This window comes from Algoriphagus sp. 10J20-15 (assembly GCF_055809615.1).
This window is the reverse complement of record NZ_JBVVUG010000004.1, coordinates 177,637-203,067: the sequence shown is the minus strand read 5'-3', so window position 1 is coordinate 203,067 and position 25,431 is coordinate 177,637. Positions and strand designations below refer to the sequence as shown.

Genomic DNA, 25,431 nt, shown 5'->3' with positions numbered 1-25,431 from the left:
ATGAGCCAGATCATTTCAACTTATCCGATTTTTGAAGGTAGCCAGGTACTGACCAGTACTCAGCTCAACCAGCTCTCCGCCTACCTGGATCAGCAAGGCAGGCTCACCCGATCAAAGCTCATCGGAATTGGTGTAGTCTGCGGAATGCAGGTTCAGCCCTATCCGCAAGGTCTGCAGATTACAAAGGGATTAGGAATTACATCCGAAGGCTTTTTGATCCAAGGAGGCACTTTCAATGCGACACATTATCGCCCATATTCTTTACCAGAGGGCGTAGTTTACAAGCCTTTCAAGGACGTGGATCATGAGGTTTCACTTTTCGAATTACTGACAGAAGTCCCTATTGACAACTCCGGCGTAAAAAAACTGACTAATCCCGCCAATTTTCTAAATGATAAATATGTCCTCGTTTTTCTGGAAATCTTTGACAAAGACCTGAAATCCTGCCTTGGGAATGCTTGCGATGATCGTGGTCAGGATCGATTACTTACGCTGAGAAGGCTTGTTGTTAGCGGAACGGATTTGGATAAAATTCTGACTAAATCTTCCAACGTTCGTGCACCATTTTCAAATGCCCTAGACCTTCCAGAATTTTTCCCGCACACCCCGCTCTTTTACCCGGAAAATCCTGAATCAAATGAATATGAAGCCTTTGTAAAACACTATCAAAACTATATATCCCAAGCATTAAGCAAGGAATTTTTCGAAGCGCTTTCACTTTCCTATACCATTTTTGAACCTATCCTAAGTAAGGGGTATAACTTTTCCAACCCGCTGGATAATGCTACTTTACAAAACAAGATCTCTACCATTTCATCTTTTATAGAAGGTAATCCAGCAGAAATTCAGGGCATTCAGTACCTCTGGGATTTTGCCAAGGAACTTCTGAAAGCATACGGAGAATTCCGTGCTTCCGCAGTTGAGCTTTGGTACAATTGTGTGACTGATAGCTCACTTTTCCCACTTCATTTGATGCTCGGTCGGGCAAAAACTAGCTCAGAAACACATGCCCAATTCCTAAAATATCGTCATGGGTTCGTACAGCCGCCCATATTCAATCAGCAGAAATTGCTTGCAGAAACCTGTATTCAGCGACATAGAAGGGTGATTTTAATGCTTGAAAAGCTTGAAACAGATATATTTAAAAAAGCTGACACTGAAAAATTCCCAATCAAGATCACTCCTTCCAAAGAAAAATTGGGGCTGTTGGGAAATCGTGCGCTTCCATATTATTACGACATCAAGTCCAAAGGAGCTATATCAACCTGGTTTTCTCTGGAAAACAGCTGGGTAGATCCAGGGAATATTCAGTTGGTGAATCCAGCACGAATACCTGTTCAATCTTATGATAACCAGCCAGATGATGAGGCTATCGAGGCCAAAAACCCTATTGAAACTCCCCTATTCTTTGACATAGAATCTTATCCTTTTCTGCGGATTGAAGGGCACCTAGGAAAACCATTAGATAGCACACTCAATAATTTGAATCAGCTCATTTTACAATTCAACCTCCCAATACATGTGGAAACCCTTCACTTAGGTGAAGTAGGTAAAGTAGAATTAATAGAAGATTGTGGATGGAAAGACCTTCAGGAAGAGTATGCTTTCCAGCGGTATTTTATGCTTGGGATGATCATGGAATTGAAACAGATTTTTGACTACGTGACGGAATATGCCAAGGACTCTGAAGAGGAGGATTTCACATCCAACGAGTTCTATATAAAAGCTTCCGAGGTTTTGGATTTACTTGTTGGGATGGTTAATGCTTTGCCAGAATGTCTCAAAGATTTGGTTTGGACAACCTTTCAAAACACCTATAAAAAACTACTTCAATACTTAATTGATTTCGCTTTGTTGGAATCAGGCCTTTTGAATCAGGTAAAAGCAAATCCAGAAAACACCAAAGAATTGGATTTCTATAATGGCATATTGATGAGGCTTTCTCCGGTCCTTTATAGGATTTTAGATTTGTTTTTCTTCACCAAGCTGCAGCGAATTTATACCAGCTATGAAAACCGGATTCAGCAGCTTGTCAAAGCAAATCTATTTTCTACCTACCTCAAAAAACACAATGGGCTTACCCATGAGGCTGGTGTATTGAAAGCAGGCACTTTCTTTTTGCTCCATGATGCGAAGCAAGAGCGCATTATCGGAGATTTCAGCTTGCCTTATTACTGTTGTGAATGCTCGCCATGCCTGGATGCTTGTGGAGAGCAAGGGTTCTCTTTACCTCCATTCGCCAGGCCAGATTATGCAGTAGCCTATACAGAACAACCAATCAAGCTGGAGATCACCTTAAATGACGCCTTAGTTTCGGGCAGAAGCTATATTGTTTTAGCGTCTGGATTATCCTCCGCTCAGAATGGAAAAGTAGAAAAAGACCCAAATTCAAATAGTTTCAGATACACTTCGGCTCCAGGATTTACCGGGGTGGACAGTTTCCAATATGTCCTACGGGATACCAAAACAAATCAATCCGATCAGGGAAAAGTCAGCATTTTAGTCAAAGGCGCACTGGGTTGTTATTCTATTGAAGTGCTTAATTGCTGGGGAATTGAACGAGTAAGACAGACACTGGAGGAAAGAAAAATTGAAGCAGCAAACGAGTCGGATTCTCGTGCTGTTGACTTGCTTCTGAAAAGTCTCACAGATACAAAAGGCTTCTCAATTGACGAAATTAGGTTCAGCGTATTGGAAGATGAGCAATCAAGGAGGCAGCTACTGAGTTGCCTAGGACTCCTAACTGATCAGATGACTTATCAACAACAAGAACAAGCAATCTTGGATCATCAGGGGAAAAATTGTGGAGCAATAGTAACTCCAGAATGTACTTCGCTAGGAGTGAAAGGGACTGTGACTGGAGTGGATGGAAATGTTCTTTCCAAAGTACGGGTGACGGTGGTTGGGGAAGATATAAACACATTTACTAATGGTGAGGGAATATACGAAGTCCAATTCCAATCGCCTGGCCAAACATTACTATTTGAATTTGACGGATTTGAAAACCAAGAGGTGGAAATCTGCAGCCAAAGTGAAGCGAACGTAACGTTGGTTCCAAGTCCTAAACCAGCCAGAGAATGTTATTCCATCGCAATTATCTCCACATGGCAAGAAGATTTCATTCGAGCCGTAGCAAAAGACAGACAATTGACTCGTCCATCAGGAAACCTTCCTGAAGTGATCACTAATCTGCTGGAAAGCCTAAGATCAACTGCTGGCTTCACCTCCACAGAACTTCGCGAAATGACTGCAAGTTCTTCGGAAATTCAAAAAATGATTTTGGAAAGTGTAGGCATAGACTCAGCTAGTATAAGTCCAAAACTGTATGCGACAAGAATTGAGGAATACCAAAATAGTAATTGCGGTGCTCGACGAGTGATTGTGGGTAGAGTGTCCTCCGAGCTATTAACTGCCGATGAAATCAAGGTAATCTTGGACTCAAATAAAGTGTCCTATTTGGAAACTTCTGATAAAACCGTCCTAGATGAAACTTACAGAGCTGCAATCACTGACTCCGCCTTGACTGAAAAGGACCTCACTCTTCTGAAGAAAGACACATTGATTAATATTCTCAAGGAAAAGTCAATATCCACCAGCTCTGCTGACAATAAGAGTGTGTTAATTGGCAAAATCCTGGGTAAATAATGGCTTCACATTTGATCCATCGGCAACTTATAGAAGCAAACTTTCAGAATAAGGAAATTGCTTTATCTGGGCAAAACTTGCTTCAGGAACGCTATAAAAATGTCTTAATTCCATTGATGGAGCAGGTATTTGATGAATATAGCCCCAAAAGTTGGTCTCTCAGGATAGAAAAATTAGAACTTGACTTAGGAAGATTCCCTGCTGATCTGCCCGAAAAAATGATGCGTGATAGGCTGAGAGATGTGCTAGAAGATCAGCTCAGGAAAATCTACTTAGAAAAAGGAATTTTTGCTGATCCGACCTCCACTTCTACTTTCAAGAAAGAAAAACCTGGATTATCTAAAAGTCATTCGGACTGGGAAAAAATCACTTTTTACTTTATTCACGGGAGACTTCCTTGGTGGACTTCATCCAAAGAAAAAAAATCCATTCAATCGCTTTTCAATCAAGTACTGAATGAAAATCATTCCTTACTCAAATCCTGGTTGAAGGAAAATCCTATTTCCATGGCTACGGCAAAAAGACTGTCTGTTCTTCTTACCGACAATGACCTGGAAAGCCTAATTCAAAGTGGCTCAGGACCTACCAAACTTGAGTTCAAACTCATTTTAAACTTCCTCGAACTATTGCTTACTGAATCAATCCTCAAGAAAGCTGAAATTCGATTTTGGTTAAGTGCCGTTGTCTTGTTTTCGCTATTTGGAAGAAAGACTGGGCTCACTTCATTTATCCAATCTGGATTTGCATCATTGAAAACGCAGGAAAAAAAGAAAGCTGTAGAAACAGCGCAATTTCTGATTTTCATGAGCAGGTTTATTGTCCAATTCAGTAGCAATAAATCTACCTCAGAGGACGGAAAAACAGCCTCTGAATCTCTCAATTTGATTAGGAATAAGAATATTGATTTTTCAAAAGTCGAAAAATTTCTACCCTCGGTTACTTCATTTTGGAAAACCGTTGTGGAAAACTTAATCAGTGAATCATTACCTAAGAAGGAGTTATCCACAGCCAACACTGAGCTTGAAAAGCTAGAATTTCTTGAGAATAATCTGGCGCAATCAAATGCAGCAGACCTAGACGAATTGATAGTTATCAACAACGCCGGTCTGGTTTTGACAGCAGCTTTTCTTCCTCGATTTTTTGAAAATTTAGGCTTGGTGAAATCAGGTAGATTCATTTCTGATCAAGCTCAATTGAGGGCAGTAGTGATTCTGCAGGAAATGCTCGGAACAGATCAAGAATATGACGAGACAGATTTGATTCTTAACAAGCTTCTTTGCGGAATTCCGCCTGCAGCAGCGCTCGGCTTACTTCCAAAAATCACTTTGTCTGAAAAAGAAGAAATCACATCTCTTCTTAATAGCATGGCGGAGCAATGGACAGCTTTAAAAAGCCGCTCCGGAAAAATGGTTTCTGAGGGATTTTTCCAACGGGAAGGATCACTTAGAAGAGTTAGTAAGGGTTATCAACTTCAGATCCAACGAATGCCTTTCGATCTACTGTTGGATCGCCTGCCTTGGACTATCGGGATGATCAAGCTGCCTTGGATGAATGAACTAATAGCTGTAGAATGGTAAAATCGACCCCAAATAATGCGGAGGTAGTTCAGGCAGAGCTAGACTGGCTTCAGACACTTCTGAAAGCTCGATCGGCAATGAATGCCAATTCTGGTTCGAGTATTCGGGACGTCTTAGAAATTCCCGCTCCAACTTTTGAAAAGGAGTCTGGCTCATATGCCAGGCTTATTCAGCGACTAAATCTATCTGCAGAGGAAAGATTCTTGTTGATTTTGGCAGCTGTCCCTCATATCAAGCCTCAGATGCTGGATATGTTTATGGGAAAAAATCAGTTGACCCAGCAGATTTTCACGGAATTCGGCGGTAGAAAAGGCAAAAACCACAACGGTTTTATCCCCACAGGCGAGACTGTTCTTTTTATCCTAGCTGGAAGCGACCTCGCAAAGCGATTCAAATACCTCGGCTTGCTCAGTCAAGAAACCACACTTTTCAAAGAAGGTCATTTAAAGCTCAGTGATACGGATCCTGATGATCCCTACCTGAATGGAACCCTGACTATCTCCCGAGATACACTTCAAGAAATAACCAGTGGTACTGTTCGTAAGCCTGATTTCAGTGCAGATTTTCCTGCGCAATTATTGGAAACAGAAATGAGCTGGGATGACCTCGTACTCAATCCACATACTGAAGAGGAGCTTCGGGAGATTGAAATCTGGCTTAAGCACAAGGATAAATTGCTTCAAGAATGGGGCATGCATAAGAAACTAAAGCCCGGCTTCAAGGCGCTTTTCTATCGACCTCCTGGCACAGGAAAAACGCTGACTACAACGCTACTTGGACAAAAACTAGGATTGGATGTCTACCGAATCGATCTCTCGCGAATGGTATCAAAGTATATCGGAGAAACTGAAAAAAATCTTGCGAAGATTTTTGATCGGGCGGAGCGAAAGGGATGGATCTTATTTTTCGATGAGGCCGATGCTCTTTTTGGAAAAAGGACTTCTGTCTCCGACGCACATGACCGGTATGCAAACCAAGAGGTTTCTTATTTGCTACAGCGGATTGAGGATTACGATGGCTTGGTGATTTTGGCTACGAACCTTAAAAACAACTTGGATGAAGCCTTTATGAGAAGATTTCAAGCCTCTGTTTTTTTTCCTATGCCTCAACCTGATGAACGAAAAAAACTCTGGAAAAAAGGATTTCCGTCCAATGTGGAACTGGAAGATCGCATTGATTTGCAGGAATTGGCAAGAACCTATGAGCTTTCAGGAGGATCTATAATTCAGGTGATTCAGCATAGTCTTTTGATGGCATTAGATCAGCAAAGTGCCCAAGTAAAGCTTGGCGATATCAAAGAAGGAGTTAGAAGAGAATATCATAAAATGGGAAGGACAATATGAGGAAGAAAGTCAGAAAAAAGCAGGATCAAGATAAGGATCAGGAAGATGTGGTGGTCGTAGTAGCCGAGAAGGAAAAGGAGAAAGATCAAAAACCAGAAGTGAAAATGACTCCTGTGGAAGAAGAACAAGAGCCGATGACACCGTTGGCAGCTGCATCTCCGATGAAAGCTGAAGTAAAAAAATAATATGGGAGCTCTAGCTGAACGTAAGCCTATGCCTATGCCATTTAGAAATGGGGAGGGAAGACATACGATTCAGCCAAGCTTAAAAATTGGTCGACCTGGAGACAAATACGAACAAGAAGCAGAGTCTGTAGCAAATCACGTGGTGATGGCTCCTTCAAATGCAGCACCCGCATTAGCGATGAGTCCCGCATCAGCTTCTGAGGCAGCTTTTCAAATGAAAGTAGAAGAGGAGGAAGAAACGCTTCAAATGATGCCTTTTGCAGAAAGCAGTTCCCTTCTTCAACTAAGTTCCATGGAAGAAGAAGAATCCATCCAACTCAGCCCAGATTTTTCCAAAACAATCCAAAGACAGGAAGAAGAGGAAGAATCTATCCAACTTTCGGCAGATGGCACAGCTACAACTTCTCCAGACATTTCTTCACAAATCACCCAGAGTAAAGGTTCAGGCCAAGCACTTCCCGCACCAGTTCAAGCGGAAATGGGAAGTAAGATTGGAGCGGATTTTAGCGGAGTCAGCATTCACACCGATTCTCAGGCAGTTGGAATGAGCAATGCTCTTGGAGCACAGGCATTCACGCACGGAAATGATGTCTATTTCAACGAAGGAAAATATCAACCGGAATCTTCTCAGGGTAAGCATTTGCTAGCCCATGAGTTGACCCATACCGTACAGCAAGGAGCTGCTCCTGTTCAGCGAATGCCACTTCAGCAGATTAGCTCAACTGAACCTCAAGTACAGCGCCTGCCTTGGGCTGTGAGAGAGGGATTGGCTGAGTTTGCCAGCTACATTCCAGGCTATTCCTTACTAACTGTTATTATCGGATATGACCCATTGGCCGGCAGAAGTGTTGAAAGAAATGGTCCAAATCTCCTTCGTGGACTTTTAGGGCTTATTCCGGTTTTCGGGATGCTACTTTACAATAAGCTGGATGAACTAGGAATCATCAACGATGCCTTTACTTGGGTAGAAAGCGAGATGACTTCTCTCAATCTAACTTCCAGCAGACTGAGTGATACATTGGAAGAAGCTTGGGACCGAATGGGGCTTACGGAAGGCTGGGATGGGAATATTAGGATTCTGGATCAGACTTTTGGACAACTCTATCGAGACATAGTCACTTTTGCAGGTAGGGTAAAAGACCAGATATTCACCCTAATCAAAGATGCATTAATGGCAGGTCTGAAAGCACTTGCCGACTCTTTCCCTGGATATCCATTACTGACCAAATTACTCGGACACGACCCACTCACAGGTGAGGAAGTAAACTCTACCACGGCTGAGAAAATCGAAGCATTTTTACTCCTGATCGGAAAAGAAGAAGAGCTAGAGCGTATGCAAGCTGAGGGTACCATTCAGGAAACTGCTGATTGGATCGATGCTGAACTCGCCGCTTTAAACTTCAGCTTTGAGGAAGTTAGAGGACTATTTGAAACAGCCTGGAAATGCATTTTCACTGGAAGATATCCGGGATCCAATGGGTGCATTTCAGAGAACGGTGGCCATATTCACACCGTTCACTACCCGTGTTTTCACTTTTGCAGGCAACGTTGCCATCAAGGTCCTTGAGTTTATCAAAACAGCTCTTTTGGCACAGCTTTCTGCCTATGCAAGGGAGCAACAGGGCTTTCATCTGCTTACTGTAATTCTCGAAAAAGATCCGTTTACTGAAGAAGTTGTCCCAAGAACGACGGTTAATCTGATTCGAGGATTTATGAGCCTGATGCCATGGCGGAGAGGCACAATTCCAGCAAATGCAGGAAACGGGAGCGATTGAGCAAACTGCTTCCAGAATTGATGATGCCGTAGCAACCCTTAATTTTTCTTGGGGGTATATCACAGGACTATTCCTTGGTCTTTGGAATAGCTTTTCCATTCAGGATGTCTTTCATCCAATTGATGCATTTCTCCGAATAGTTGAGACGCTAGCTGCGCCTGTTCAACGCCTTTTTGCCTTTGTAGTCACCATAGTGCAGATCTTGGTGGAGGTGATCCTGGTGGTGATGAACTTCCCTATTGATACTATTCAGCAGATAATCGCCAATGCACAAAGTGCTTTTGCTGATATCAAGAGGGATCCAATCGGATTTATTAGAAATCTACTAGCTGCTGTCAAGCAAGGATTTGTACAGTTTTTTGATAATATTCTCACACACCTACTTGGAGGCTTGAGAGATTGGCTATTTGGAGAATTAGCATCTGCTGGGATCAATCCGCCCGCTGATTTGACCTTCGAAAGTATTCTAGGATTTGTGTTGGATGTCCTTGGTCTGACCATGGACAATGTATGGGAAAGACTGGAAATGAAACTCGGACCAGAGCGGGTCGCTCAGATCCGTGGAGCGATCGATACCCTGACTGGGATCTGGACTTTCATCAAGGACGTGTGGGAGCGTGGCCCAATTGCGATCTGGGAATATGTACAGGAGCAATTGAGCAACCTCTGGACTATGGTGCTGGAGCAGGTGCAGAACTGGGTGGTCACTCAGATCATCACTCAGGTCACCACTAGATTGCTTTCGATGCTCGACCCTACCGGAATCATGGCGGTGGTCAATAGTTTTATAGCATTTTATCGAGCCATTCAATCCTTTATTGAGAAGCTTCGGGAAATGCTGGAAATCGTCAATTCCTTTGTTGCTGGCGTAGCGAATATCGCCCGTGGTAACATTGCAGATGCAGCTAATTTCCTAGAGGCTGCATTGGCTAAAGCTGTCCCTGTGGCTATTGGATTTTTAGCAAATCAAGTTGGACTGAGAGGTCTGGGAGCAAGAATAGCTGAAATGATCGGCGGCCTACGAGATCGGGTAAATGCCGCGATTGACTGGTTGATTGATCGGGCGATAAGCGTGGGAGGAGCGATTTTACAGGCGGGGAGGAATGCTGCGGACGCTGTTCTTGGTTGGCTTGGATTTAGAAAAAGATTTACCCTTCCAAACGGTGAGCAGCATGAAGCATATTTTGAAGATTCAAGCCCACAAGCACAAATCATTATAGCCAGCGCTGATCCAAAAACTCTTGGCCAGATTATCTCAAGTAAAAGCTGGAATGGAAAAGCAATACCTGACCCCAAAGTCGCTGAACTACAAACCTCCGCAAGTGAAATAGACAGAAATAGAGAGGGGCAAGGAGTAGAAAAAGGTCAAATAATCATGAGGGAATTTGAAAAGATTGTTTCAATTCTAAATGCAATTGGGGGGCCACCTATTCCTCAAACTAGATTAGAAATACAAGATAAAGTCTCAGGAGCTGGAATGGAAATGGGTAAACATGTGGTAGTAAATCCGCTGAGCTTGGATCCCGGTGGTTTAGCTGGTAGCCAACCAACCTATACCACTGGATTAGGTAGGTTATTGAAGATGAATTATCCAAACTATATTGTGGAAGGGCACCTTCTAAACCATAAGCTTCATGGCCCAGGAAATGTTTCCTGGAACCTTACTCCAATCGCAAAACAAACAAATTCTGAGATGAATTCTAAGTTTGAGCGTTTTGCAAAGCAGCATATAATCGATGAGGGTAAAGTCGTTCGATATGAAGTTGAGGTAAATTACTCTCAAAACTTAAGTAATGGAGTCAAAAGTGACCCTGACACCTATGTAGCCGATAGCTTAAATTTCAGTCTTCAAGAGCTAGAGTACACCAATAATAATTGGGTGCCTGCTGCAACTCAGCCTGCAAACTGGGATATTCCATCTAATATTGCTCACAACAAATCTTCCATCCCTGGTTTTTGGAACAGGAAGGCTAAACTTTATGGTCTATCTAAATGATTCTCCTATTGAAGTCCTTCAAAGAGTTCATGGTTTAGGCGAAGTAAGAGCACAAGCTATAATCACTCAGAGAAATAAAAAACGTATAACTACCTATGCAGAATTAGATGCTGCCCCAGTGAATTGGACCTGCAACGGTAGCCATTTTACGAGCAGAGCCAAACGTTAGATTAAATGCATAAATGATCTTGAAATTTTTTAATGAATCATTTCCCTGATTCATTTTAACCAATTACTTATTCCTAAAATACCTTATTCCATATTCCTAAATAAATACCCACTTTAATTAGATGGTATCAGAGGGAAGGGTGAGGAAAAATATCCTGTATGGGGTATTGGAGCTAAGCAGACAGTTTTCGTTATTAATGATTTCAATTACTTTAGGATAATATCATCTAGAAATTGACCTTATGGAAATACCTAAATTCCACGAAACATTCATACCTATTTTGAAAGTACTAGAGAATGGGGAAACCCATCAAGCAAGAGAAATGTATCAAATGGTTATCGATCGATTCTATTCTAATTTATCAAAGGCACAATTAGAAGAAAAAACAAAAAGTGGTGACCTCTTAATATTTAATAGAATTGCTTGGGGAAAGTCTTATTTAAAAAAGGGTGGTTACATTCAGTTTCCCAAAAGAGGCTTAGTCCGAATTACTGAAAAGGGCAAAATGCAAAGCTCTTCCAATTTAACATTGAGTCAAGTTGAAAACTCTGATAATTTTTTAAAGTTTTATAATGAGGAGAACCCAAAACCTGACTCAACTCCATCTAAAATTTCAAATGCATCTCCGCAAGATCTAATTGATGAAGGATTTAACTCAATCGATATTCAAGTAAAAGATGAGTTGCTAGAGAAATTAAAGTCAATCGTATCCATTCTACTTTGAAAAAGTAATTCTTATCCTTCTTAAGAAAATGGGATACGGGGAATTTGTAGAAACCTCTAAAACAGGAGATGGTGGAATTGATGGGATCATCAATGAAGACAAGCTGGGGTTAGACAAAATTTATATTCAAGCAAAAAGATATGGCGAAAACAAAGTTCGTGAAAAGGATATTCGAAACTTTATAGGAGCTATGAGTGGAGATACCCAAAAAGGTGTCTTTGTAACCACTTCCACATTTGATCCTGGAGCTGTAAAAAAAGCAAATGATGCACACCATACGATTATTCTTATCGATGGAATTAAGCTCGTAGACCTGCTCCATGAATACAATGTGGGAGTTCAAGTCAAAACTATTTATGAGGTAAAAGAACTTGATAATGACTTTTTTGATGGAGAATAATTGAAATAATGGCAAACAGATGGGGCATACCAAAAGATGTTGAAACCTTTGTAAGAGTAAGAGATTCCTGTTGTGTTTACTGTAGGATTGAGTTTTCTGATTCTAAGGGAGACAGAAAATCTAAACCTTCATGGGAACATATTATTAACGATATTAGAATCAACGGGGTCGACAATATTTCACTTTGTTGTATGTCATGCAACGCAAGTAAGGGGGCAAAACTTCTAGAAGACTGGTTTCAAAGTGAATATTGCAAGCATAAAAAAATTACTAGAGATTCTGTTGCTAAGGTTGTTAAAGAAGCAATATTATATCCTCCTAAATTGAAATAAGAAAATTATTAGAAACGGCCGCTAGATGTAATTTGCAGCTACACCTTTCTATTTATATTCCTGGAAAGATTTATCCCAAATGAAAATTCTCCCATTTTTAATCATAGTTCTAACTTCACTGAATTCTTTTGGCCAGATTCCAGAATTTGACTCGAACGTAAATGAATCAGTTGAGGATCAATCTTATTTATTCAAGAAGTTTTACCCTGAATATGAGTTTATTCTAGGTTATATCCAGAAGTCATTCTGGTTTAAACGACAAGAATATACTGTCCTAACCTTTAATGGAACTGATTGGGAACTAAAAAAATGGTCATTTGAACTTAAGGAAGAAAAGATTAAAAAGTCTAAAGCGAAATCGCGAATCCTTGAAAAAGAAAAAGTAAATATCCTTTTGAATTACTTCGAATCCAGAGGATTTTATTCCTTAAATCAAGACTCGTTGAATTGGGCTAAAAAAGATTTAGGAAACGGAACTATCCTCCATCAATCAATCATGGATGGAGTTTCTGAAAACTTTGAATTTATTAGTTCTTCTTCTGGTCCTAGAATCTACTCAGCGCATGAACCTGTCCAAAAACAAGAATTCGTTTATATTGAACAACGTGAGATCTTCTTAGACTGCCTTAATAAATTTCTAGATTTGATTGATGAAACCAAATGATAATGTCCAATGAAATGTGCTTCTGCATTTTTGAAATTGAATTCAAGTTTTAAACACTAACTATATCAAAACTTTAAAACGATTTTCAATAATCTCACTTGTTGTGTTTTTCACATGGGTCATTCTTAATTTTACTGTTGAAAGCCAATTTCTTGAGCCCTACTGGTTTGTAGTATTTGTTCTTGGCTTACCTAATTACATTGCAACAACTATTTATTCAGTAGACAGTTCTAATAAACCATGGAAGTCTATTTTGATTGGGATTACGGGCCTACCAATCGCTTTTCCTCCATTATTTGTCACTTTCTTATCACCCTTGATTTTAGTGTACCTGTTTTTTTTCCATTGAATTGTTTCTTCAAAAAATCAAATAAATAGAAGTTATCTTGACCATCTACAGGTTCATTCCACTTATAAATTATGTTAATCTCAGGTCTGATTAAGTTATTTGTAGGGATTTTAGGGACTTCGGTTTGCTTAATTATTCTGATAATCACCATTTTCAGCCGACATAAAAAAGGTAAGTTGAAAATTGCAGCATGGACCTTTTCCAGTACCATTGGGGTGATTTTACTAATAATAACTGTTGATTTATTCCTTTTCCCAATCAATCAAAAATCAGATCACTTAATTTTATCTGCATACCGAGAAGCTCCACTAGGTGGAATCTGGCTTGCGCTTTATGATGATCAAACATGGGAAATGGGTTATTCCTCTAGAGAAATTACATCCTCTGGAAATTATACAATCCGGCATGATACTTTGACCTTAAATGCGCAATCTGGTAAAACGATCTTGAAAGACATTTCAAAAACATCATTTATCATTGATTCAAAAAATCTAACAGAAATTGAGTCTTCTGGGATTAGATCTTTAGAGATTGTATATAAAAAAAGTGATTGAGATTTCAATTCACCTCCTCTAGGTATAGTTTTCGCGATAATTCTCGAAGACTACACCTTTTAATTTTTTCTGAATTTTTATAGCTGGATTCTGAATGTTCACCTTTTTATCTGAAGTTTTATGCCCAGAACATGAGTCCTCGCAATGCCCGCAAAACCACCAATCCCATTTCCTAGGCTCCTTCTTTTCAAAATCATTTATATTAGGAAAATAGTTTGCTTGATCGGGCAATGTTTTGAACAACTCATGAATTTTAACAAAGAGAATATTGCGCGTTTTGGTATTGCCACCAAGGGTTTTGTGTACACGCTAATGGGCGTGCTCACCTTTATGGCAGCTATAGGTTCCGGGGGTACAAAATCGGGTACTAGTGATGCGCTAAAGTTTTTACAAAACAATACCGTTGGCACCATTTTACTCGGAATCACGGCCATTGGATTAGTGGCTTACGTATTTTGGCGTTTTTATCAAGCTATCAAGGATCCGGATAAGGAAGGAACTGATTTGAAAGGAATAGGAAATAGGTTAGGGTTCTTTTCCAGTGGTGTTTTTTACGGCCTTTTAGCCTTTTCAGCTTTTGAGATTCTAATCGGATCAGGAAGTGGATCGGGAGACGGGCAAGAATCTTTAATTACAAGTGCCTTAACTAAGCCGTCCGGTCAGATCATCGTGCTAATTATTGCTACCATCATCCTAGGGAGAGCAATTTTTCAAATGGTCATTGCCTACACCAATTTGTATAAAAAGAGAATGAAAGCTCAAAATTTGGGTCCTAAAACAGAAAAATTAATGATTACCCTTGGAAAAATTGGCCATACCTCAAGGGGAATAGTCATTGGAGTGGTTGCATTTCTGACGTATAGAGCCGCCTTTTCCTACAGTACTGAGGAAGCAGGAGGCACCAAGGATGCGTTTAGCTTTCTTCAAGATGAATTCGGTACAATTGTATTATCGTTAGTAGCCTTAGGCCTGGCTATGTATGGCATATTTTTGTTGATTAATGCCTGGTATCGTGACATGAAGAGGGTTTAAGCTAAGCCTGGAAGGTGAAGTTTAAAAACGTATTTCCATCCTCCCATTTAAGTTTTCAATTCCTATTTTCAGGTTTCAAAAAGTTCTAAACTATAGAACAATTCCCTACAAACTTGAGCGAGTGGGATTCATATCTTCATCTTCATATGCGCGGCGTTTATTGCTTGAGGCAGAGAGAAAAAGGCTTCTATTACATCAAAAAACAAAGAATCCGACATTCTAGACTCAAGCTACCCAATCCAAAAAAACGCTCAGGATAAGGATAAAATAAATTTTGTTTCTTTTCTTAATGGCCAGAAAAGGAAAACCTGTATTAGTTCTATGCTTAAAAATTTACTCGCACTGATCATCTTTTTACTCGGAATTCACGAAGTAAAATCACAAGAAAACGAACTCATCCAAATTGGCAGCAAACATACCCTTTACTCCAAAATTTTGGAGGAAGAACGGGCTTTTTGGATCAGCCTTCCTGAATCATATAGCCAAGAAGAATCGTCTTATAAAACATACCCCTTGCTGATTGTATTGGATGGGAACTCCTTTTTTCATTCCATTAGCAGCACGGTAAATTACATGGGCAGAATTGGAAGGATTCCAGAGATGATTGTCATCGGCATTCAAAATGTGAGTAGAACCCGGGATTTCACCCCTGATAAGATCGTAACTACCCGGGAAAATGATTTTGGAGGCGGGGATAATTTTCTGGATTTTCTGGAGGAAGAGCTTATCCCAAATATTGATCAAGAATACCGAACAGCCCCCTATAGAATTCTATTTGGACATTCATTGGGCGGCTTACTCGCTACCCATGCTTACATGAAGGAAACTACAATTTTCAATTCATTTATTGCCATAGATCCAAGTTTTGGCTCTTGGGATGCTGCTACGATGGATAAAAAATTAGAAGCAGTTACTACCAATTCTTTTAATAGATATCTCTACCTCGCCACAGCAAATTGGGGAAAGAGAATTATCAGAAATCGGGACAGACATGTGCGCCTGTTTGAATCATTGAACAGTAAAGTTGAAGGAGAATTTGCGGCTAGCATGGAATATTTCGAAAATGAAGATCATAGCTCAGTGCCCATCCCTGCTTTTCACCATGGAATATCGAGCATTTTTGAAGGCTATGGCATTTCTTATAGAGATGTGGAAAGTTTGGATCAACTCACCGAGCATTTTGAGAAAATTTCCCATAGACTTTCCTGGACATTTAGCCCTCCTGAAAATCTAGTAAACAGAATCGGGTACAGCAGACTTCAAAGCAGAGACGAAGTAGAGAAATCCAAGAGCCTAGAATTCTTCATACTAAACACTGAAAATTATCCTGATTCATTTAATGCATTTGATAGCTTAGGAGAAGCTTATGAAGTGGTAGGGAATATAGAAAAAGCGATCGCAAACTATGAAACGTCGCTTCGCTTAAATCCAGCTAACGAACACGCCAGAACTAGGATAGAAAGCTTAAAAAAGAACCAGTAAATTCGATTGAAAACACGAAATACCTACTATGATCCGGAATCTTCCATTTAAATAAAATAAGCTATACTTCACCATTTTTAACAACTAAAAGTTCTCTCTTTTAGAAATGTGAGCGTTAATTTTACCTATGATTAAAAGCAAGATTCAAATTTTGGCAGGACTAGGTATTGGCCTGCTAGTGATGGGATGTAATACTTCATTAGTACTGACAGCCCCTCCTATCAATTACACAAATACTAGCCCAAAAGTAGCTGAACTCTCAGACCAGCAATCCAGACATTGGGGACATCTCGATCTACAAAAAGACACCATTCCGGGAATGAGTGTGGACCGTGCCTACGCCGAACTTCTGAAAAGGAAAAAAGGCGAGGAAGTTATCGTGGCAGTGATTGATTCGGGCATTGACCTAGATCATGAGGACATAAAAGATGTGCTTTGGACCAATACTGGCGAGAAACCAGGTGATGGCATTGACAATGACGGAAATGGCTACATCGATGATATCCATGGGTACAACTTTCTTGGGGAATCCTACAACGAGCAAATGGAAATGGCAAGAATCCTTCGCCTTAAAATCGGTGACGAAGCCTATCAAGAAGCCGCCAGACAAAAACTGAATGAAAAGCTTCCTGAAGCTCAAGCCGCACTTCCTCAACTCACGCAGATCGAAGCTATGGTGACCATGGCAGATAAAAAAATCAAAGAAGCTTTAGGAAAAGAGAAGTATACACTTGCTGATTTGGAAGCCTACAAACCCAAAAATACGCAAGAGGAAAGAACTGTAGGCATGCTGATGCAGGTAATGTCCATGGGCGAAGAAATTCCAGCTGCAATCAAGGACCTTCAAGACGGGCTCAAGTATTATGAGGCTCAGGTAAATTACAATCTGAATGTAGATTTCAATGGAAGAACTCCCGTGGGCGATGATCCCTACGACTATTCCGATCAGGACTATGGCGATGGAAACCCAGATTCCAGGGTATGCAGATGAAAGTCATGGTTCGCATGTAGCGGGAATCATCGCAGCCACCCGAAACAATAAAAAAGGAGTGGATGGTGTCGCAAGCAATGTGAAAATTATGTCGATCAGAGCTGTTCCAAATGGCGATGAATACGACAAAGATATTGCTCTCGCGATTCGCTATGCGACTGATAATGGCGCTAAGGTAATCAATGCCAGCTTCGGGAAAGGGTTTTCTCCCAATTCTGAATGGGTGTATGAAGCCTTAACTTATGCAGCTTCCAAGGATGTACTCTTTGTACATGCAGCAGGAAATGACGCGCTTGATTTGGATGATCCTAAAAACACTAACTATCCTAATGACCATCCGGATGGAGATGAGGCTAATTTTGCAAACAATTACCTTACAGTAGGTGCTTTGACACAATATTTTGGAGCGGATATGATCGCTGTCTTCTCTAATTATGGGAAAGAGTATGTCGATATCTTTGCACCAGGAGATGCAATATATTCTTCTATGCCGAATGATTCTTACGAATTTCAAGGGGGTACTTCCATGGCTGCTCCAGCAGTATCGGGCCTTGCAGCGATGATTCGATCCTATTTCCCTACGCTAACAGCAGTGCAAGTGAAGAAAGTGATCTTGGAATCAGGTATTTCACCTTCGGTCAAAGTTCATGTTGGCGGAACAGAAGGGGTAGAAAAGTCCTTTTCAGAAATCTCTAAATCCGGCAAAATCGCCAACCTATACAATGCCTTGATCCTGGCTAGCCAAGTTGCAAACGGAACGGTAAGCTTGTAAAAGCTTACCCTAAACTTAAAAAAAAGCCCAAACCTGAATTTTCAAGTTTGGGCTTTAACATCTAAAACCGGACATCCGGCACCTTACATTTTTTAACTACACGCTATCTTACTCACTCGATTCTGATGTCTTCCACCTTCGAAGTTTCTGTTGCAAAAAAAATGGACTTCAGTTTCCTTAAAGGATATATAGTTGGTTACTAATAACTTTACGCTAGAAACAAGTACTAAAAGAAATTAAAGCCTGATGAAACTAATAATCATAATCTTTTTCAGCCTATTCTCAACAATTCAAGTAATTGCTCAAAAACCAGATTCAGAGGCTTTACTGAAGGAAGGTAAGTTACTTTACCGACTTGAAAAAGCTGCCTGGTACTCAACCGATCATTTTCTAGAAAATTACCCAGATAAGAGAGATAGCATTGGAGGATACCTTTCTTATGAAGGAACAGATGAACATGTTTACTCCATCTTTTATAGTAGGTTCGACCATAACAGAATATTGGCTAGATATCAATTTGACAATTTGCCAACTTCAACCCCAAACTCTGTTGATACCGAAGTAGCATCAGCTCTTGAACATGAAAAAGACCTTATTTCAATACGACAAGATGCGATGATGATGTTAACTTCAAATTCAGATGGTTTTTTTAATTATTATGAAAATGCTTCTTTCAATGCAATTCCACTGATAGATGGAAAAAACAGAAAAGTATTTATTTTATCTGCTTCACAAAAACAAGGCTCTGTTTTAATCGGCAATGATTATCTTCTCAAATACAACTCTAAGAACAAGCTAATTGGTAAGACCAAACTGCATAATTCTCTGATTGAACTGCCTTATAAAAATTCGAATGGACAAAATATAAGTGCAACAATGCATACACATATTCTATCTAATCATATCGAACCAACGGATATTTGTACGCTACTTCTTTATAAGGACTATGTTGATTGGTCTCAACATTACGCTATTAACAAAGATTATATTTCAATACTTGATCTTGATAAAGAGAACTTGGTAATATTAACAAAAAAGGCCTTTGATAGAATAAATAAAAATGACTAGCATTAGAATTTGTAATACAAATACAAAAAAGCCCAAACCTGAATTTTCAAGTTTGGGCTTTAACATCTAACACCGGACATCCGGCACCTTACATTTTTTAACTACACGCTATCTTACTCACTCGATTCTGATGTCTTCCACCTTCGAAGTCTGTTGTAAGGAACGTCTCAGCTAGCTTTTCAGCCAATTCATAAGAAATAAATCGGGCAGGAAGGGCAATCACATTCGCATTGTTATGCTGACGGGAAAGTGCAGCCAATTCCTCATTCCAGCAAAGTGCAGCACGAATACCTTGGTGTTTGTTGGCTGTAATCGCAACACCGTTTCCAGACCCACAGATCACTATTCCCAAGTCAAACTCACCTGCTTCAATCGCAGAACTCAAGGGATGCACGTAATCCGGATAATCTACTGAAGCATCTGAGAAAGGACCAAAATCCTTTACTTCATAGCCCAATGATTCCAGTTTACTGACCATTTTCGCTTTGTATTCAAAGCCTGCGTGATCTCCTCCTATTGCTATTTTCTTTGCCATAATTAATTTTAGATATAAGACGTGAGACAGAAGACTTTAGAAAGGTCTTCCATCTTATCTTTAAATTCTATATTCTAATCTATAACTCTTTTATCCTAAGGATTCGATCCCGATATCTTGACTCTAGATTCTAAAATCTTGCATCTTAATACTTAAGTCTAGTTACTTAATACTAATGTCTAGCGTCTGGATTAAAGAGCATCATCTATTTCTTCCTCCGCTTTTTTCTTAGCTCTTTTCTTTTCCAGTCTTTTCGCGATCTGGATACCAGCTTCATATAGAACTAGTATCGGCATGGCAATCAGAATCTGGCTAATCACATCCGGCGGAGTGATAATTGCTGATAATACAAGAATAACGACGATCGCATGCCTTCTATAAGATCTCAGCATCCCTGAAGTCACCAAGCCAGACATGGCCAAGAAATATACCACCACAGGAAGCTGAAACATGATGGCCGAAGCCAATACCAGCATAGTCAATGTGGAGATATAGGAAGTGATATCAAATTCATTCAGAATGGAAGGATCCAACTGATAGTTTGAAAGGAAATTGATCGAAAGCGGCGAAAGGATAAAGTAACCGAATCCTGCACCCATGAAGAACAATAAACTCACAAAGAAGACAGCTCCTCTGGCGGCATTTTTCTCCTGATCATACAATCCCGGACTGATAAATCTCCATACTTCCCAGAATACAAACGGAAAAGAAGCAATGAATCCCACCACAAAACTAGAAGTCATGTGCATGGTAAACTGACCTGTCATCTGCCTACTCTGGATCGTAAACGGCAATTCGTCTATACAAAGTGCCGGCAAGCCCACATAATCGCTTAGCTCACACAGCCATCTGTAGGTGACAAAGTCTACCTTGGAAGGACCAAGGATGACAACTCCGAAAACAAAGCTTTTGGCCAGAAAGGCCGCAACAGACAAAATTAGAATCGCTGCTACAGAACGAAGCAGATGCCAGCGCAACGCTTCTAAATGGTCCAAAAAGGACATTCCTTCTTCTTCCTCTTCTTCTTGGTATTGATCTAACGCCACGGGTGGTATCTAATGTCTAGTATAATGGAAATTGATTCATCCAAGCATTTACTTCGCTTCGGATGTTTGCCAATTCGGCTTCATTCTCATGATTTTGCAATGCTCTGTCGATCAAGTTGACAATTTTGACCATGTCATCTTCCTTCAACCCTCGGGTTGTAATCGCTGCAGTTCCTACTCTCATTCCAGAAGTAACAAACGGAGATTTGGTATCAAATGGTACCATGTTTTTATTGATGGTAATATCCACTTTCCCAAGTGTCTGTTCAGCGATTTTACCAGTAAGGTCCTTATTTCTAAGATCAATAAGCATCATGTGATTGTCCGTTCCTCCAGAGATAATTTGATATCCAAGACTTACGAACTGATCAGCCATTACGGATGCATTCTTTTTCACCTGAAGTACATAATGCATGTACTCGTCAGATAGACATTCTTCGAAAGCAATGGCCTTTGCAGCAATAATATGCTCCAACGGGCCTCCTTGAGTTCCTGGGAACACGCCCATATCAAGCAAAGAAGACATCTTTTTGATTTCTCCTTTTGGAGTGGTCAATCCCCATGGATTGTCGAAATCCTCACGCATCATGATCATACCACCTCTTGGACCTCTAAGAGTCTTGTGGGTAGTTGTGGTCACGATATGACAATGATCCAACGGATCATTTAAAAGTCCTTTTGCGATCAAGCCCGATGGATGGGAGATATCGGCCAGAAGAATTGCTCCAACTTCGTCCGCAGTTTCTCTCAGTCGAGCATAATCCCAATCTCTGGAATAAGCAGAAGCACCACAGATGATCACCTTTGGAGATACTTCCAATGCTTTCTCATGAAGCTTGTCGTAGTCGATTCTACCTGTCTCCTCTTCTACTCCATAGAAGTGCGGCTCATATAATTTACCAGAAAAATTCACCGGAGAACCATGAGTCAGGTGACCTCCATGCGATAGGTCAAAGCCTAATATTGGATCCCCTGCATTCAAACATGCCAATAAAACAGCGGCATTTGCCTGCGCACCTGAATGCGGTTGTACATTGACCCAAGTAGCTCCGAAAAGCTCCTTTGCGCGGTCTATCGCCAATTGCTCGATTTTATCGACAACTTCGCAACCACCATAGTAGCGCTTGCCCGGCAGACCTTCAGCATATTTGTTTGTCAGCACACTTCCCGCAGCTTCCATCACTTGTTTGCTGGTGAAGTTTTCGGAAGCAATCAGTTCGATGCCTCTCTTTTGTCTGTCCTCTTCTTCGTTGATTAGGTCGAAAACAAGCGAATCTCTTTTCATAATCAGGGGTTTGAAAGCAAATTTTTATGGAAAGGTAGCCAAAAAGGCCTACCTGCAAATGTGCCCAAAAATAGTCCGAAAGTCCCGATTATCCAATCCGAAAATGGGATTGGGATTCTCAATTCTAAGGAATTGCTATTTTTGGCTGATGATTGATTTCAAATTTCAGCCTGAAAGCTACTTTACTGAAGAAAATACCTCTGTTTTATTGGTTAAATTGAACTACCCTGAGAGCCAATGGGGAGAACAAATTAGCATTTATGCACATTTTCTGGAGCTGAAGATTCAGTTTGAGGCAGTTGATTTCTATGGAAATGACTACATGCTTTATCCATCATCAAGTTTTGAACCTTTGTCCATGGAAGACATGGTCTATCTAGTCGAAGGCATGCAGGTGAATACTGACGCGATGGAGGGAAATATGGAATTGATCTTAGACGGAATTCCCGAAGTAGAAAGTGACTTCTACCCTGAATTGAGAAAGTATTTTGATGAAAAAAGAAAAAATTACGGATTGGATTAAAAATCCAACAAGGCTTGCTTTTGCTCTGAGACTTGTTGTGTGCGAAACCAATATTCGTAGGTTTCGAAATCCAGACATTCAGTAAATTCGCTTCCTTGAAACATGATTTTCTTCAGGCAGCTAACTGGAAGCCATGATTTCAATTTTAACGCTTGCTCTTTAGATAGCTGTGAAAGTTGAATCCATTTTCCTCCATTGATAAAAATCGGTATAAGTTTAGTCATAGACTCTCGGTTATTTGCATCAAAAGTATGCTGATAATCAGCAAAGTACAATTTTAGCAAATTAATTTTATGTTAACAAAAAATACCATCCATCGAAAAACAGCATGACAGGAGCTATTATTGCATTTTTATGTCTTCTTCTAGGTCTTTTCCTTCAGAAACAACCTAGCCTTCCTCAAGAAAAAATCACGAAATGGGTCAATGCTTATCTTCTCAACATTGTCCTCCCCGCTCTTGCACTTTTATATATTCCCCAAATAAATCCCGGCTGGAACTTACTCATTCCTATCTCCTCAGCCTGGTTCACATTCTTGCTTTCTTGGCTGATATTTGGGACACTGGGAAAACTCTTAAAATGGGATAACCAATTAACGGGTTGTCTAGTGATAGTGGCTGGCTTAGCCAATACCTCCTTCTTAGGGTTTCCTGTAGTGGAGGGACTGTATGGAAAAGAGGCCTTACCAATTGCACTCCTTATAGATCAAGGCGGATCCTTTTTGCTGGTTTCTTCCTTGTCGATTTTAGTAGGCTCGATTTATTCCCACAAAGAAGGTAATCTAAGCGAAATCCCGCTGAAAATTATCAAATTCCCACCATTCGGTTTCCTTTTACTCACCATAGTGATGAGCATACTAGGCTGGAAGACTCCAGAACTCCTTATACCCATCGTTTCCTTCATAGGCAAAACAATGGCTCCAATGGCTATTTTTGCTATCGGACTCAAGTTCTCCCTAGACTTTGATTCTCTGAGTTCCAAATATTATTGGTTTGGAATGGGCTATAGGCTTTTGCTGGCTCCTTTAATTGTTTGGCTGGTATACCGAAATATTCTTTCAGAAAACAGTCTTGAACTGAAAGTCACGGTATTGGAAAGTGGCATGGCTCCCATGATCACAGGCTCTATTGTAGCCATTCAATATGACCTCAAGCCAAAATTGGCCACACTTCTAGCTGGATTGGGAATCCCAATCTCTCTGGTTACAATTATGGTTTGGTATTATTTCCTTAGCTGATTAGGTCCAAGCAGTCTTCAAATTGGCTAAAATCTCCTCATGGATTTTTTCATTCGTAGACAAAATCTCTCTTCCAAACACAAAATTCCTTCCTCCGGAGAAATCAGTTACTTTTCCACCTGCTTCTTCCACGATCAAAGTCCCCGCAGCGACATCATAGGAATTCAGATTATACTCAAAAAATCCTTCCACACGCCCAGCAGCAACATAACAAAGATCTACCGCCGCACTTCCAAATCTACGAGCACCATGGGAAGACTTCATGATTGATTTCAATGCCGCAAGGTATTTATCGATCAAATCGAAATTACTGTAGGGAAATCCAGTAGCTATCAGCGATTCGGAAAGCGTCTTGGCTCCGCTTACTTTAATCCGGGTATCATTGCAGAATGCTCCCCCACCCTTCATAGCATAGAAGCACTCGTGAAGATTAACTTCATAGACTACTCCTAAAACCACCTCGTTCCGCTCCATCAATGCAATACTTACAGAATAAATAGGTACGCCATGAATGAAATTAGTGGTGCCGTCAAGCGGATCTATCACCCAGTTGAATTCTTCTGCTTGCGTGGTATTGGTTCCTTCTTCAGTTATAAAACCTGCCTCAGGAAAAATTTGAGAAAGCTTATTCACAATGATTTTTTCTGCTTCCTTATCTACATAGGAAACAAGGTCATTGACGCCTTTGTGCTCCACGCGTTCTGGATTGAAATGGCGTCTTTCCTTACGGATAAAAGCGCCGGCTTCTTTGGCTACTTCCTGGGTTTTCTCAAGAAGCAGAGTTAGTTTTTCTGTTGAAATCATAAAAGTTGATTTTCTAAATCAGGATTTGGGATTCTTACCTGCCACTGTAAGGACGATTTCGCCTTTTAAGGTGTTGGTCTCATAATATTCAATTAACTCGGCTAAGGTGCCTCTAACATTCTCCTCGTGCAGCTTAGTGAGCTCACGGGATACGCAAGCCTGCCTCTCGGCTCCAAAAGCCTCAGCAAGCTGCCCTAGCGTTTTAAGGAGGCGATGGGGGGACTCATAAAAGATGATGGTTCTTACTTCTTCGATTAGTCCATCAATTCTGGTTTTTCGTCCTTTTTTGTGAGGCAAAAATCCTTCGAATACAAAACGGTCATTTGGCAAACCGCTATTTACCAAAGCAGGTACGAATGCTGTGGCGCCAGGTAGGCACTGTACATCCAACCCTGCAGCAAGAACTTCTCTGACTAAGAGAAATCCTGGATCCGAAATAGCAGGAGTTCCGGCATCGCTGATCAATGCGAAGACCTCACCGCGATTCATGCGTTCTACGAGCTTCTCGACAGTCTTGTGTTCGTTGAAAATATGGTAGCTCTGAAGTGGACGTGAGATCTCCAGATGCTTTAGCAATTGGCCGCTGGTTCGTGTATCCTCTGCCAGGATCACATCAGCCGTTTTCAATACCTCAATTGCCCGAAGGGTGATATCTTTCAGGTTACCAATTGGCGTAGGTACTAAATATAGGTTTGGGGAATTTTCACTCATGCATTTAGCCCATCTATGGCTTTTGCCAGATCATGATCCTTTTTAGTCACTTTATTTCCTGAGTCGTGCGTAGTCAGTTCGATTTCAACGGTATTGTAAACATTGCTCCAATTAGGATGATGCTGCGAACGCTCCGCCAAAAATGCTACGCGGGTCATAAAGCCAAAAGCTTCCTGGAAATCTTTGAATTTGAATGTTTTTTTAAGCTTGTTATCTTCTTCTTTCCACATAA

Annotated in this window: 26 protein-coding genes; 19 read left to right on the top strand and 7 right to left on the bottom strand. The window is 40.6% G+C overall.

Annotated elements, in window-relative coordinates:
• The 17 genes from AC0L6R_RS02640 to AC0L6R_RS02560 all read left to right on the top strand — a co-directional run bounded on the left by AC0L6R_RS02640 (position 1) and on the right by AC0L6R_RS02560 (position 19,058).
• Complete coding sequence (locus AC0L6R_RS02640) at positions 1–3,645, top strand: Ig-like domain-containing protein (RefSeq protein WP_473269807.1); 3,645 nt, start codon at positions 1–3, stop codon at positions 3,643–3,645.
• On the top strand, positions 3,645–5,222 hold the full coding sequence (locus AC0L6R_RS02635) for a contractile injection system tape measure protein (protein ID WP_473269806.1): 1,578 nt from the start codon (positions 3,645–3,647) through the stop codon (positions 5,220–5,222). The genes AC0L6R_RS02640 and AC0L6R_RS02635 overlap by 1 nt, the downstream gene beginning before the upstream one ends.
• On the top strand, positions 5,216–6,565 hold the full coding sequence (locus tag AC0L6R_RS02630; RefSeq protein WP_473269805.1) for an ATP-binding protein: 1,350 nt from the start codon (positions 5,216–5,218) through the stop codon (positions 6,563–6,565). The genes AC0L6R_RS02635 and AC0L6R_RS02630 overlap by 7 nt, the downstream gene beginning before the upstream one ends.
• A complete protein-coding gene (locus AC0L6R_RS02625) occupies positions 6,562–6,750 on the top strand; it encodes a hypothetical protein (protein ID WP_339869891.1) in 189 nt (62 codons plus the stop codon). The genes AC0L6R_RS02630 and AC0L6R_RS02625 overlap by 4 nt, the downstream gene beginning before the upstream one ends.
• Position 6,751: 1 nt before the next feature.
• Positions 6,752–8,317 (top strand): eCIS core domain-containing protein, encoded by a 1,566-nt coding sequence (locus AC0L6R_RS02620; protein WP_473269804.1) that lies wholly within the window; start codon positions 6,752–6,754, stop codon positions 8,315–8,317.
• Between the two features lie 19 nt (positions 8,318–8,336).
• A complete protein-coding gene (locus tag AC0L6R_RS02615) occupies positions 8,337–8,525 on the top strand; it encodes a hypothetical protein (RefSeq protein ID WP_473269803.1) in 189 nt (62 codons plus the stop codon).
• Entirely contained in the window at positions 8,503–10,521 is a 2,019-nt protein-coding gene (locus tag AC0L6R_RS02610) for a phage tail protein (RefSeq protein WP_473269802.1), read from the top strand. The genes AC0L6R_RS02615 and AC0L6R_RS02610 overlap by 23 nt, the downstream gene beginning before the upstream one ends.
• Entirely contained in the window at positions 10,505–10,690 is a 186-nt protein-coding gene (locus AC0L6R_RS02605) for a ComEA family DNA-binding protein (protein WP_473269801.1), read from the top strand. The genes AC0L6R_RS02610 and AC0L6R_RS02605 overlap by 17 nt, the downstream gene beginning before the upstream one ends.
• Before the next feature lie 241 nt (positions 10,691–10,931).
• Complete coding sequence (locus tag AC0L6R_RS02600; RefSeq protein WP_473269800.1) at positions 10,932–11,414, top strand: winged helix-turn-helix domain-containing protein; 483 nt, start codon at positions 10,932–10,934, stop codon at positions 11,412–11,414.
• Positions 11,415–11,442: 28 nt separating this feature from the next.
• Positions 11,443–11,814, top strand: a complete 372-nt coding sequence (locus AC0L6R_RS02595) for a restriction endonuclease (protein ID WP_473269799.1) — start codon at positions 11,443–11,445, stop codon at positions 11,812–11,814.
• Between the two features lie 411 nt (positions 11,815–12,225).
• Complete coding sequence (locus AC0L6R_RS02590; RefSeq protein WP_473269798.1) at positions 12,226–12,810, top strand: hypothetical protein; 585 nt, start codon at positions 12,226–12,228, stop codon at positions 12,808–12,810.
• Between the two features lie 525 nt (positions 12,811–13,335).
• Positions 13,336–13,713 carry a hypothetical protein gene (locus AC0L6R_RS02585; RefSeq protein WP_473269797.1) on the top strand — a complete coding sequence of 126 codons (378 nt, stop codon included), beginning with the start codon at positions 13,336–13,338 and terminating at the stop codon, positions 13,711–13,713.
• Between the two features lie 246 nt (positions 13,714–13,959).
• Complete coding sequence (locus AC0L6R_RS02580; RefSeq protein ID WP_283413540.1) at positions 13,960–14,745, top strand: DUF1206 domain-containing protein; 786 nt, start codon at positions 13,960–13,962, stop codon at positions 14,743–14,745.
• Positions 14,746–15,066: 321 nt separating this feature from the next.
• On the top strand, positions 15,067–16,227 hold the full coding sequence (locus tag AC0L6R_RS02575) for an alpha/beta hydrolase-fold protein (RefSeq protein WP_473269796.1): 1,161 nt from the start codon (positions 15,067–15,069) through the stop codon (positions 16,225–16,227).
• Between the two features lie 151 nt (positions 16,228–16,378).
• On the top strand, positions 16,379–17,218 hold the full coding sequence (locus tag AC0L6R_RS02570) for a hypothetical protein (RefSeq protein WP_473269795.1): 840 nt from the start codon (positions 16,379–16,381) through the stop codon (positions 17,216–17,218).
• On the top strand, positions 17,187–17,990 hold the full coding sequence (locus AC0L6R_RS02565) for a S8 family serine peptidase (protein WP_473269794.1): 804 nt from the start codon (positions 17,187–17,189) through the stop codon (positions 17,988–17,990). Before AC0L6R_RS02570 ends, AC0L6R_RS02565 begins: the two co-directional genes overlap by 32 nt.
• Positions 17,991–18,236: 246 nt before the next feature.
• Entirely contained in the window at positions 18,237–19,058 is an 822-nt protein-coding gene (locus tag AC0L6R_RS02560; protein ID WP_473269793.1) for a hypothetical protein, read from the top strand.
• Positions 19,059–19,155: 97 nt separating this feature from the next.
• Here the strand turns inward: AC0L6R_RS02560 and rpiB are convergent, their stop codons facing one another.
• The 3 genes from rpiB to AC0L6R_RS02545 all read right to left on the bottom strand — a co-directional run bounded on the left by rpiB (position 19,156) and on the right by AC0L6R_RS02545 (position 21,924).
• Positions 19,156–19,593: a ribose 5-phosphate isomerase B gene (gene rpiB, locus AC0L6R_RS02555; protein WP_283413537.1), complete on the bottom strand. Its 438-nt coding sequence runs from the start codon at positions 19,591–19,593 to the stop codon at positions 19,156–19,158.
• 191 nt (positions 19,594–19,784) lie between these two features.
• Entirely contained in the window at positions 19,785–20,639 is an 855-nt protein-coding gene (gene tatC / locus AC0L6R_RS02550; protein WP_283413536.1) for a twin-arginine translocase subunit TatC, read from the bottom strand.
• A gap of 16 nt (positions 20,640–20,655) precedes the next feature.
• Positions 20,656–21,924, bottom strand: a complete 1,269-nt coding sequence (locus tag AC0L6R_RS02545; RefSeq protein WP_283413535.1) for a serine hydroxymethyltransferase — start codon at positions 21,922–21,924, stop codon at positions 20,656–20,658.
• Between the two features lie 148 nt (positions 21,925–22,072).
• Here AC0L6R_RS02545 and AC0L6R_RS02540 point away from each other — a divergent pair, with 148 nt between their 5' ends.
• On the top strand, positions 22,073–22,447 hold the full coding sequence (locus AC0L6R_RS02540) for a UDP-glucuronosyltransferase (RefSeq protein ID WP_473269792.1): 375 nt from the start codon (positions 22,073–22,075) through the stop codon (positions 22,445–22,447).
• On the opposite strand, the gene AC0L6R_RS02535 is transcribed toward AC0L6R_RS02540, so the two are convergent.
• Positions 22,444–22,671, bottom strand: a complete 228-nt coding sequence (locus AC0L6R_RS02535; RefSeq protein WP_283413533.1) for a hypothetical protein — start codon at positions 22,669–22,671, stop codon at positions 22,444–22,446. The genes AC0L6R_RS02540 and AC0L6R_RS02535 overlap by 4 nt on opposite strands.
• Before the next feature lie 104 nt (positions 22,672–22,775).
• Between AC0L6R_RS02535 and AC0L6R_RS02530 the strand changes: the two genes are divergently transcribed.
• Complete coding sequence (locus tag AC0L6R_RS02530; RefSeq protein ID WP_473269791.1) at positions 22,776–23,684, top strand: AEC family transporter; 909 nt, start codon at positions 22,776–22,778, stop codon at positions 23,682–23,684.
• On the opposite strand, the gene AC0L6R_RS02525 is transcribed toward AC0L6R_RS02530, so the two are convergent.
• From AC0L6R_RS02525 to AC0L6R_RS02515, 3 genes are read right to left on the bottom strand one after another with little or no spacing between them, the layout of a single operon-like run.
• Entirely contained in the window at positions 23,685–24,488 is an 804-nt protein-coding gene (locus AC0L6R_RS02525) for an inositol monophosphatase family protein (RefSeq protein WP_473269790.1), read from the bottom strand. It abuts the gene before it with no gap.
• A gap of 18 nt (positions 24,489–24,506) precedes the next feature.
• Complete coding sequence (rsmI, locus tag AC0L6R_RS02520; protein ID WP_283413530.1) at positions 24,507–25,199, bottom strand: 16S rRNA (cytidine(1402)-2'-O)-methyltransferase; 693 nt, start codon at positions 25,197–25,199, stop codon at positions 24,507–24,509.
• Complete coding sequence (locus AC0L6R_RS02515; protein WP_473269789.1) at positions 25,196–25,429, bottom strand: 4a-hydroxytetrahydrobiopterin dehydratase; 234 nt, start codon at positions 25,427–25,429, stop codon at positions 25,196–25,198. Before AC0L6R_RS02515 ends, rsmI begins: the two co-directional genes overlap by 4 nt.
• Positions 25,430–25,431: the final 2 nt, after the last annotated feature.

What these genes read in the sequence shown, in the direction of transcription:
- AC0L6R_RS02640 (WP_473269807.1), top strand. Translation starts at nt 1, where the DNA reads ATGAGCCAGATCATTTCAACTTATCCGATTTTTGAAGGTAGCCAGGTA.
- AC0L6R_RS02635 (WP_473269806.1), top strand. Translation starts at nt 3,645, where the DNA reads ATGGCTTCACATTTGATCCATCGGCAACTTATAGAAGCAAACTTTCAG.
- AC0L6R_RS02630 (WP_473269805.1), top strand. Translation starts at nt 5,216, where the DNA reads ATGGTAAAATCGACCCCAAATAATGCGGAGGTAGTTCAGGCAGAGCTA.
- AC0L6R_RS02625 (WP_339869891.1), top strand. Translation starts at nt 6,562, where the DNA reads ATGAGGAAGAAAGTCAGAAAAAAGCAGGATCAAGATAAGGATCAGGAA.
- AC0L6R_RS02620 (WP_473269804.1), top strand. Translation starts at nt 6,752, where the DNA reads ATGGGAGCTCTAGCTGAACGTAAGCCTATGCCTATGCCATTTAGAAAT.
- AC0L6R_RS02610 (WP_473269802.1), top strand. Translation starts at nt 8,503, where the DNA reads ATGCAGGAAACGGGAGCGATTGAGCAAACTGCTTCCAGAATTGATGAT.
- AC0L6R_RS02605 (WP_473269801.1), top strand. Translation starts at nt 10,505, where the DNA reads ATGGTCTATCTAAATGATTCTCCTATTGAAGTCCTTCAAAGAGTTCAT.
- AC0L6R_RS02600 (WP_473269800.1), top strand. Translation starts at nt 10,932, where the DNA reads ATGGAAATACCTAAATTCCACGAAACATTCATACCTATTTTGAAAGTA.
- AC0L6R_RS02595 (WP_473269799.1), top strand. Translation starts at nt 11,443, where the DNA reads ATGGGATACGGGGAATTTGTAGAAACCTCTAAAACAGGAGATGGTGGA.
- AC0L6R_RS02590 (WP_473269798.1), top strand. Translation starts at nt 12,226, where the DNA reads ATGAAAATTCTCCCATTTTTAATCATAGTTCTAACTTCACTGAATTCT.
- AC0L6R_RS02580 (WP_283413540.1), top strand. Translation starts at nt 13,960, where the DNA reads ATGAATTTTAACAAAGAGAATATTGCGCGTTTTGGTATTGCCACCAAG.
- AC0L6R_RS02575 (WP_473269796.1), top strand. Translation starts at nt 15,067, where the DNA reads ATGCTTAAAAATTTACTCGCACTGATCATCTTTTTACTCGGAATTCAC.
- AC0L6R_RS02565 (WP_473269794.1), top strand. Translation starts at nt 17,187, where the DNA reads ATGGAAACCCAGATTCCAGGGTATGCAGATGAAAGTCATGGTTCGCAT.
- AC0L6R_RS02560 (WP_473269793.1), top strand. Translation starts at nt 18,237, where the DNA reads ATGAAACTAATAATCATAATCTTTTTCAGCCTATTCTCAACAATTCAA.
- rpiB (WP_283413537.1), bottom strand. Translation starts at nt 19,593, where the DNA reads ATGGCAAAGAAAATAGCAATAGGAGGAGATCACGCAGGCTTTGAATAC.
- AC0L6R_RS02545 (WP_283413535.1), bottom strand. Translation starts at nt 21,924, where the DNA reads ATGAAAAGAGATTCGCTTGTTTTCGACCTAATCAACGAAGAAGAGGAC.
- AC0L6R_RS02540 (WP_473269792.1), top strand. Translation starts at nt 22,073, where the DNA reads ATGATTGATTTCAAATTTCAGCCTGAAAGCTACTTTACTGAAGAAAAT.
- AC0L6R_RS02535 (WP_283413533.1), bottom strand. Translation starts at nt 22,671, where the DNA reads ATGACTAAACTTATACCGATTTTTATCAATGGAGGAAAATGGATTCAA.
- AC0L6R_RS02530 (WP_473269791.1), top strand. Translation starts at nt 22,776, where the DNA reads ATGACAGGAGCTATTATTGCATTTTTATGTCTTCTTCTAGGTCTTTTC.
- AC0L6R_RS02525 (WP_473269790.1), bottom strand. Translation starts at nt 24,488, where the DNA reads ATGATTTCAACAGAAAAACTAACTCTGCTTCTTGAGAAAACCCAGGAA.
- rsmI (WP_283413530.1), bottom strand. Translation starts at nt 25,199, where the DNA reads ATGAGTGAAAATTCCCCAAACCTATATTTAGTACCTACGCCAATTGGT.
- AC0L6R_RS02515 (WP_473269789.1), bottom strand. Translation starts at nt 25,429, where the DNA reads ATGTGGAAAGAAGAAGATAACAAGCTTAAAAAAACATTCAAATTCAAA.